The 2,695-nt window shown below is 65.5% G+C and carries 3 protein-coding genes; 2 read left to right on the top strand and 1 reads right to left on the bottom strand.

Going from position 1 to position 2,695, the window contains the following annotated elements; all coding sequences use genetic code 11:
• Positions 1 to 261 precede the first annotated feature (261 nt).
• A complete protein-coding gene (locus D7V77_RS41415) occupies positions 262 to 999 on the bottom strand; it encodes a class I SAM-dependent methyltransferase (RefSeq protein ID WP_120581658.1) in 738 nt (245 codons plus the stop codon).
• Positions 1,000 to 1,074: 75 nt separating this feature from the next.
• Between D7V77_RS41415 and D7V77_RS41420 the strand changes: the two genes are divergently transcribed.
• Both D7V77_RS41420 and D7V77_RS41425 read left to right on the top strand, forming a co-directional pair.
• Positions 1,075 to 2,100, top strand: coding sequence for a methyltransferase (locus tag D7V77_RS41420; RefSeq protein WP_120581659.1), 1,026 nt, complete (start codon positions 1,075 to 1,077; stop codon positions 2,098 to 2,100).
• Positions 2,101 to 2,281: 181 nt separating this feature from the next.
• Positions 2,282 to 2,695: M57 family metalloprotease (locus tag D7V77_RS41425; protein WP_233597553.1), on the top strand; the 414-nt coding region annotated here is incomplete at its 3' end.

Genomic DNA, 2,695 nt, shown 5'->3' on the forward strand with positions numbered 1-2,695 from the left:
CCAGCCAGGAACTTCTCCCGCCACTCGCTCAGCACCGCTGCCGTGACGCCCAACTCTCGGGAGAGGGCGTCGAGCTCCTCGCCCTTGAGCAGACGGAGCACGGCCTCCTTCTTCCGCTTCGCCGAGAGCCGACCGCGCTCTGCCGTCCTGTCCTGCTTCTGCTTCTTCACATCCACCTCACGAGGGGGAGGCTATCCCCCAGAAAGGTGTCTCAGGAATCCCTGGGGCGGAGGACCCCAGCGCCACACGGGCCAAGAGAGTTCACCGCTCGCAGCGCAGCGCGACCGCGTGCGGGTTGTCGAGATAGTCCTGCCAGAACTCCTGGCCGTACCGGGCAATGCCCTCGGGGGAGCATTCCGGGCGCATCCAGGTGAGGTGTTGGAAGCCCGCCTCGCGCAGCGCGCTTTCGTAGGCGTCCCGGCTCCAGTGGGAGAAGTGGATGGTGAAGGGCGTCTTCGTGTGCAGCTGCGCGGAGATGCCCTGCCCTTCCCGGGGTGACTCCGGGAAGTCCAACATCGTGATGCCATAGCGCGTGCTGTTCGGCCCCTTCGCGCTGAACCCGGGGTTGAAGGTGTAGGTGACGAAGCGGCCCCCGGGCTTCAGGTGGGCGTGGATGTTCCGGCACATGCGCAGCAGGTGTTCGGGCGAGTTCGCGTAGTGCAGGAGATAGACGGCCGTCACGCAATCAAAGACACCCAGCGGCGCCATGTCGGCCACGTCCGACACGTGGTACTCGATTCCCAGGGGCTGGGCTGATTCGTGCTGCCGGGCTGCGCGAATCATCTCCTCCGAGATGTCCACGCCGGCCACCCGCTGAGCTCCCCGCGCCTGGAACTGCCGCGTGTACAGCCCGTCACCACAGGCCAGGTCCAGGACGGACTGCCCCTTCACGGAGCCGAGCGCTTTGAAGAAGGTGTGGCCTTCGATGTACTCCGAACGCACAGGCAGGACATCCCAGTCCGCCACCTTCACGCCAATGTCATCGTATTGCGCCGACATTCCGCACGGCCTTTCGTGACCTCCGACTTCCACGGAAAGAGTCTACTCCGGGGATCACGGAGGTAGACTCGCTCCATGGAAAACACGCCTGGCGAGAGTCCATCCCCCACTCAGCAGCTCCACGCTGCAATCACGAGCTACTGGCGCACCCAGGTCGTTGGCACCGTGGCCCGCCTGGGGATCGCGGACCGGCTCGAGGGAGGGGCCCGCGACAGTGATTCGCTGGCGACCGAGCTGGGCGTCCACCCAGACGCCCTGTTCCGACTGATGCGCGCCGGCCTCGCCGCTGGCCTCTTCGTGGCCTTCTCCGAGCGGACCTTCGCCCTGACACCGATGGGCGAGGGGCTGTGCTCGAACGTCCCTGGATCCCTGAGGGAGCTGGCCATCATCCAGAGCAGCCCGTCGCATTGGCTGCCCTGGGGGCGCCTCCCCGAGGCGATTCGCACCGGGAGCTCTCCCATCCAGGCCGCGCTGGGCTGCGACATCTGGGAGCACTTCGCCCGGAACCCCGAGGAGGCGGAGCACTTCGCCCGCTCCATGGGGGACTGGTCCGAGATGGTGTCCAGCGAGGTGGCCCGGCACGTCGACTTCTCCCCCTTTGCCCGCGTGGCGGACATTGGAGGAAGCCACGGCGATCTGCTGGCGCAGGTGCTGCGCGCCCATCCCTCCTGCCGGGGCATCCTCTTCGAACTGCCCCAGGTCGCCGAAAGCGCGAAGCCCGTCCTGGAGTCCCGGGGCATCGCCAGCCGGGTGGACGTGGTGGTCGGGAACTTCTTCGAGCCCGGCATCCCCCCCGCCAACGCCTACCTGCTCAAGCACATCCTCCACGACTGGGAGGATGATGCCTGCACCACCCTCCTGCGCCGGCTCCATGAGTCGGCCCCCGCCGGAGCCCGGCTCTTCGTGGTGGAGATGGTGATTCCGGACAACCGGACCCCCGACATCACCCACCTGATGGACCTCAACATGCTGGTGGTCGCCAACGGGCGCGAACGCACCTACAACGAGTTCCAGGCACTGCTCTCCGCGACCGGCTGGCAGGTCCATCGCCTCATCCCCATCCAGAGCGGGACCACCATCCTCGAGGCGGTGAAGGCCTGAGTGATGCCGCGGCCCACGGGTGGATTATTCCAACCCTGTCAATCATTGACCACCCATGGGCCGATCCAGAGTCCTGACTGCCTTTACCTCCAGTGAAGTCTGCCTTAGGCTCCACATGGGGAAACCCACCCCGGACGGAACCTTCACGTTCCAGACCTCAAACACTTGCATGGAGTCGCGGATGACCAGAACGGCAATCGCATTGCTCTGCTGTGCCTGGGTGTTGGGCTGCGGCGGCGCTTCGAGAGACGCGGAGGGTACGCGGGAGATCCTTGAGAACCTCTCGAAGGCTGGGTTTCCGGCCAGCGACACCCGGGTCGTCGATGGAGCCGTCTACGTGGGTGGCGACGCGGCGGTGAGCCTTGATGCGTCGCGAGAGATGCTCGAGACAGGCAACACCCGCCAGGAGCAGTATCGAACCAACAATGTCGTATCCACCCAGATCCAGATCATCAAGATCAGGCCATCGTCGTCCACTCCCGTGAAGATTCGCCAAGGGCTCGTGGAGGCGATCGCGAACTTCAATGACCTGTCTTTCGGCATCAACTTCGCGCTCGAGCCCAATCCATGCGAGCTTGACCCCAACTGCCCGCCC

It is taken from the genome of Corallococcus sp. CA041A, from assembly GCF_003612075.1.
GTDB classification, from domain to species: Bacteria; Myxococcota; Myxococcia; order Myxococcales; family Myxococcaceae; genus Corallococcus; species Corallococcus exiguus.